This window comes from Photorhabdus aballayi, assembly GCF_026153155.1.
Classification (GTDB): Bacteria; Pseudomonadota; Gammaproteobacteria; order Enterobacterales; family Enterobacteriaceae; genus Photorhabdus; species Photorhabdus luminescens.
Map to the genome: position 1 here is coordinate 1 of NZ_JAPFCD010000103.1, position 6,331 is coordinate 6,331.

6 protein-coding genes are annotated in these 6,331 nt (G+C 37.0%); 1 reads left to right on the forward strand and 5 read right to left on the reverse strand.

Features of this window, described 5'->3' with window-relative positions; genetic code table 11:
• The coding region (locus OO184_RS24270) for a DUF4225 domain-containing protein (protein WP_265381368.1) at positions 1 to 390 on the forward strand (390 nt) is incomplete at its 5' end.
• Positions 391 to 896: 506 nt separating this feature from the next.
• Here OO184_RS24270 and OO184_RS24275 read toward each other — a convergent pair.
• From OO184_RS24275 to OO184_RS24295, 5 genes are all read right to left on the reverse strand, one after another.
• Positions 897 to 1,847, reverse strand: coding sequence for a fatty acid desaturase family protein (locus OO184_RS24275; RefSeq protein ID WP_265381369.1), 951 nt, complete (start codon positions 1,845 to 1,847; stop codon positions 897 to 899).
• A 42-nt stretch (positions 1,848 to 1,889) separates the two neighbouring features.
• Positions 1,890 to 2,138 (reverse strand): hypothetical protein, encoded by a 249-nt coding sequence (locus OO184_RS24280; RefSeq protein WP_265381370.1) that lies wholly within the window; start codon positions 2,136 to 2,138, stop codon positions 1,890 to 1,892.
• 819 nt (positions 2,139 to 2,957) lie between these two features.
• On the reverse strand, positions 2,958 to 3,740 hold the full coding sequence (locus tag OO184_RS24285; protein WP_265381371.1) for an ABC transporter permease: 783 nt from the start codon (positions 3,738 to 3,740) through the stop codon (positions 2,958 to 2,960).
• Between the two features lie 4 nt (positions 3,741 to 3,744).
• Positions 3,745 to 4,461 carry an ABC transporter permease gene (locus tag OO184_RS24290; RefSeq protein ID WP_265381372.1) on the reverse strand — a complete coding sequence of 239 codons (717 nt, stop codon included), beginning with the start codon at positions 4,459 to 4,461 and terminating at the stop codon, positions 3,745 to 3,747.
• A 73-nt stretch (positions 4,462 to 4,534) separates the two neighbouring features.
• Positions 4,535 to 5,464 (reverse strand): ABC transporter ATP-binding protein, encoded by a 930-nt coding sequence (locus tag OO184_RS24295; RefSeq protein ID WP_265381373.1) that lies wholly within the window; start codon positions 5,462 to 5,464, stop codon positions 4,535 to 4,537.
• Between the last annotated feature and the right edge of the window lie 867 nt (positions 5,465 to 6,331).

The window sequence follows — 6,331 nt, forward strand, 5'->3', positions numbered from 1 at the left end:
GCTGTTGATAGCGGTGTTGGAGCAGCACTTGGAGCACCATTGATGGCTCATGGCTTTAATAATATTGTTGAAAGTGGCTATTATATCCTTTATCGCCAAAGTTATACTGGGCCAGTTAAATTCATCTATGAAGGAGTTGGAGAAAAAGCTTTTGGAATGAATAAACGCGATGCTGATGTGGTATATACATCGGTTGATGTTGGTATGTCTATTAATGGACTACTTGGCTACAAGCTTGAACCAGATAGTCAGCGATTGTATCGATATATAAATGCTGATCTTCTTGATGGTTTAAAACGACAAGGTATAGAGACAATGAATTACAAAGAGGTCGCTCTTGAAATTATAGGAGATGTGAACACTGTATATGGACAATACAAGTCATATTAGGGGTAAAAATGGGCTACATATACATTATTTTTTCTTTACTCATACTTTATCCCCTATATTTCACTTTTAAAAAGCTGTTAATGTCTTATGACGTCTATGTTAACTTTTCAGCAGCATTGCTTTTGATAGCATTTATTGCGTTTCATCTATATGTCTTTAATTTCGACTATATTCCGTTTTTTGATGTATCTACTTCAGATGATGACTTTGTGTTTTATAGTTCTATTGTACTGGCTATATTGTGTAGTATTACATATATGATTGCACATGATAGAAGTAGAAAGAAGTTGTAATTGTTGAAAGTTAAATAGAACCTTCAAGCTTATAGTGATGCAGATACTATTTATAGACAATATATACCCTATTGATTTCAAGATGCATCGCGACGGCAAGGGAGTGAATCCCCGAAGCATAGCGAATTATGTAACCGGGGTGAACGAGTACAGCCAACAAAGAGGCAACTTGGAAGATAACGGGTGTATCAAATCTGTAGTGACTGACTGGGATTATTTTTGCCTTATAGATCTGTGCAGCAGAGATCTACGCCTGTGTAAAAAACCTAATATCGCAGGTACTGGACTAATAATCCTCTTCTGCGCAGAGAGTTGGGTTGAATATTTCCTACGTAAATCAGGCAACAACTTCCAGTGGGTGTTACCTGAGATATGATGCTCTTGATGATAGCCATCATTAAACATGAATAAATTATAGATACGTCCATAATAGCTCACTGAGTTTGCAAATCTGCTCTCCGGTTGTGCACCATAATGTTCGTAGTAGTTTTGAATATTAACCAGGACAAAGGCAAAATAAAGAGAAGGTAAATAACAAAACAAAGTCCATTCCCAAGACAGAGTGAATAAGATAATAATCCACACCGCCTGAAATACTCTATCTAATCTCAATTGCCATAACTCTTTAATTTTACTGGTTTTAGCATTAGAAAGAAGTTTCTCATACCCTTTATCGGCTTTACTGAGCGGTTTGTGCCAGATAAATAGAGACCAGCACATACGAACAAAACTGTTATAAAAGGTAGATACTGCGCCAAGGACAGAATAATTCCAAAGAGTACTATGCTCGCCAATTTCTGTTCCATTTATAAAGGTAGAAGAAGTATCCTGGGGCCCACCTTTACCAACCCCCCGATCATTATTATATTTGTGGTGATTACGAACATGGGACAGGTGATAAGACTGCCCAATATTCATTGAATTCAGTATCGACACAAGCACATTCATTACATGAGATACAAACCAGGGAGTATGGGTGAAAAAATGCGATATCACTATTATGTTGTAAGTTGTCATCAATGTAAGAAGCACAATGTTGACTAACCACCCTATAATAGTGAAATGATCCCAATACATGACCAGTGTAACCGTGACTACTGTATGCGAAATGCTTAATATAAACATGACTGCATCCCAAGAGGAATATTTCCAGATAGCCATCATTACTCTCCTAGTCAAGATAAGACTGTAAACTTCTGCGCCGCCTTACATCCACTGTTGCACAATGGAAGGAGCCACCGAAGGAGTTAAAGTTCCTGAAATTACATGGAATCGGGGTAAATTATATTGTTCATCGATTAACTGTGGCTTTGGCCCAGAGCTCCATTTCGCGCCCTGTTTAAAATAATCTTTAAGTAGGGTCTTATATGCCGCCGTTTCAAAATAACGGGAGCGCCACACCAGCGGACATTCAATAATATCATCACCAATAACTAACAATACATCACGGGGCATTGCACAATATAGCCCTGTGCTGCTCCAGCCCGGAGCATCAAATACCTTAGATTGATCCTGAGGTTTTGGCTGACGTACTGTTACCCCTTAGTCTACGCACTCCTACAGTTTAAAAAATTAAATGATTATGACTTTTTCAGGTTTAATAAACCCAGAAAAAATTATAATTTTTTATTAAAAACGGTAATACACAGTTAAAAATTTTATTTTTTCATTATGAAACATTAAATCACTGTAATAACATACGACAACAACATTATAATTCCACCGTGCTTTTACAGACCTAAAATGACGTTATAAACTCACCTACCAATAATAGTATATAGACATTTAAATTTGTAAAGGCATTAGATTTAAGCACTGTGAAATAGAGCACATGTTATTGCTTGTCACATTATTATTTACTTATAAAACATTACTATAGATAAATAAATCAGGGTTTGTTTATGAAATATTGTTGTTTTACAATAATTAACCCCAATCGAGGAAGGCAGACTGATAATATTATCTCATCTGTAAATAAATTAACCTTGACATATATACCCCTTCTCAATATTAAAATATTTACCAATTACTGTTGACACGAATTTTATTCCACATCAAAACTCCAATAGAATTAAAGTTATTATAATTGCATAGGTTGCATATTAATCAAATTAAACCATTAGATGATTTAAAAATATTTTATTCCCATCATTAACAACTAAAAACACTCCAAAACATTATTGGCTCATGACTTTTATTTAATACTCTTTGATTAATATATCTGTCAAATTTCAACGAAAATTTTCATTCTCCACTTTCTTTAAATATATCTCATCAGCTACTTGCACTACTATATCTTGATAGAGCTTTAAGCCAGAGGTATCGGGTAAAGAATAACGCCCCTAATGCGTATGTAAAAGCCATAACCAACGTACCGAAATCAAGCATGCCCAAAGCAGCTTGCACAGGCACATTACTTACAAAAGCAATTGGTAATATGAAACTCAGAACAAATCGCATAGCCCCAGGATAAGCACTAACAGGGAATCGCCCTATATCCATAAGAGAATAGCAAATAATCCATACATCAGAAACTTTAGTGAACCAAAAGGCAATGAGATTTGAACACATAAACAGAGAATAGAAAATACATATGCCCAATAATAGAGCCAAATTAAACTGCATGAAGTTTGAAAATATCAAGGCATCTTGTTGATACATAGACACCAAAACAACTATATAGCCAACGACAAAATTTGCACCATCCCATACATTAAAACGATGAAATGTAATAAAAAACTGATGGTCGATGGGACGAATGAGCATAAAATCTAAATCGCCTCGCCTAATGTATTCCGATAGGGAATGGACACTTGGAAATAACCAGCTATCGATTAGCGACTCGATGATCAGAGTTACACCAAGCAAAGCAACCATTTGATTGAAACTCCATCCTCCCACTTGAGATACTTGGCCAAAAAATCCCGTCAGGACAAGTAAAGCCAACAGACAAGCAAGGGAGGAATTAATCAAATTAACCAAAGCATTCAGCCGAAATTCAAGTTCTAAGATGAAAGAATTCCTTATCAATACCAACAATAGCAAACCGTATCGCATTTAATTAGACTCCTGAACCTGTATATCTCTTTAATCCTATCGACCATAGCAAAGCACGAATTAACATGAGCGCTATAACCCAAAATAACTGTATTAAGAAACCTGTTAACAACTCATTATGATCTAATTTTCCTAATATTATTCGCACTGGGAAATCCAATGCCGATGCAAAAGGCAAAACTTTTAATAATCCTGCAATACCTGGCGGATATAAATCAAGAGGAATAAGCGATCCCCCAAGTATCGTATAAAGCGCCCAAAGCAATGGGTCAAACGCCATTGCGTTATTAATCCAAAAAGCCAACAAGCCTAGACAATAATAAAGATGGAAAATGATAATCCAAGCAAGCATGAGTGAGGGCAAAAAAGCCAAAAAGTTCCAGATATCCAAGCGTTGCAAGTTACCACTTAAAACAATACCAGAAATAAAAACCACTAATATAATCGGCCCTCGGACAATCATCTGTCCCACGTGCTCCGCAATATAGCAATAGAGAGGAGGCACAGGGCGCAATAATAGCATAGAAAGCTCCCCTCGGCGGATATCACTATCCAAGCACTGCATTACCCAAATAGTCGTCGACTGACGTACCAGATAAATGGCAAGGAAATAAACCGCAAAATCGCTGGATGTATAGCCTCCAATAGCCCCCTCTTTTGCCAGACTGAGCCAAACTAACATCACAGCAATGGGCATCACACCACCAATCATCCAAACCATCGACTGCGCTCTATATACAATCGCCTGTGAGAAGGATTGACCGATAAGCACCTTCCATAACTGTAGGGTCCGCTTAAAGCATTTGAACATTAGACTCACCATTTGAAGTCAGATATCTCTCCAACACACGATCTATCGGTTCATCATGGATCGAGATATCAAGAACGACTCGTTCCGACATCAACCTTGTCATTACAGCAGGTAATGCGTCACGCTCTACCATCAGTTCAATATCGTGACCATCATAGAATAGCAAGCCAGGTAACGAGCTCAGCTCTGGATTGATTGGACCTGAAAGACTCGCCTTTACAATCTTCTTGGGAGAACGTTTTGCAATTAAACGCGAAAGCTGACCATCATAAACAATCTCCCCTGAATTGATAATAATGACACGTCGTGCAAGTGCTTCTACATCTGCCATATAATGAGAAGTTAACAGGATTGTTGCTTTGTGAGTCTGATTATAGTGCAGGATAAATTCACGGACGACACGCTGCATATTTACATCTAGCCCAATAGTCGGTTCATCTAAAAACAGGACCTTTGGTTTATGTAACAACGATAAAGCCAATTCACATTTCATGCGTTCACCAAGAGACAAGTTACGAACTGGCCGGTTAATTACTGAACCAATAGAAAGCAATTCAACAAGTTCTTCACGACATCTGGAAAATTCATCATCGTCGAGATCATAAATAACCTTGTTGAGTATAAAGGAATCATTAGGCGTAAGATCCCAAGCAAGTTGCTGTTTCTGCCCCGCAACAAATGATATTGACTTTAAATATTCGTTCCTACGCTCATAAGGGGTATGCCCCAAAACATTAATATTCCCCGAAGAAGGCTGAATGATGCCAACCAACATTTTCATAGTGGTTGTTTTCCCTGCCCCATTCGCACCAAGAAAACCAATAATTTCTCCTTCTTCGACAGAAAAGCTAATCGCCTTCACCGCCTGTACTACTGCGTAGTCTCTCTTGACAAATGATTTTAAACTCCCCAACAGCCCCGAGCTTTTAGTATAGATACTGTAGAATTTACTCAAATTTCTTACTTGAATAATGCTCATAGGAACCCACTAACAGAATTGTTTAAATAACTGTTTCGCAATTCAAACACAGAAAAATAATTTGTTCTTCTGGAATATAAATAGACCGTTGTTATTGTTAACATCATAAGCACTCCTTGATAAAATATATAAATATTAATAAATTAAACGGGAGATTTAATTAATAAATTAAATAGCCAACTTAATTTACCCTATTAACTCTCTTAATAAAAGAGTGATTTATTAACTTTAGTTGAAAAAATCATGATTACCCCTTGCTTTTTCGATTAAAACTTAAATACAAGACAGCTCAAACGATGATACGATTATTATTAAATATAAAATAAAAGCACATTCAGGGAAATGTGCAATAGGCATTGAAATAACCACAGCAAATAAAATTCCATAAAGATTAATTACAGGCTCCATTAAAACAGCAAAGGATCTCCTCAGAAGATAAAGCTAATCCCCCCACTCTTTCATTCCAGAAGTGACATTTTAAAGTCACAATAACACCGTCAAAATATCAATGGCTCTTAATCATTGCATTATGTGGCAAATTCCCCGGTACTAGAATTTTTAAACTTTGATACCTTACAACAAAGGGGTCCATGAACTCTGTTCGGATGCCAAAATCAGCAATAAAAGGTCCATAAGGAGCATGAACATAAGGTATTGACAAAACAGAACGAGTCGTTTGTTTCCACAAATAACTCACCTAATCGCGTTCCCCATGCGCTTAGGATGCCATTTCGTCCCCTATTGAAGTTGCTTCAGTCTGACCGGTTTCAGCTTCCCCTGGAAAAAGTAAAAGTTCCCTGT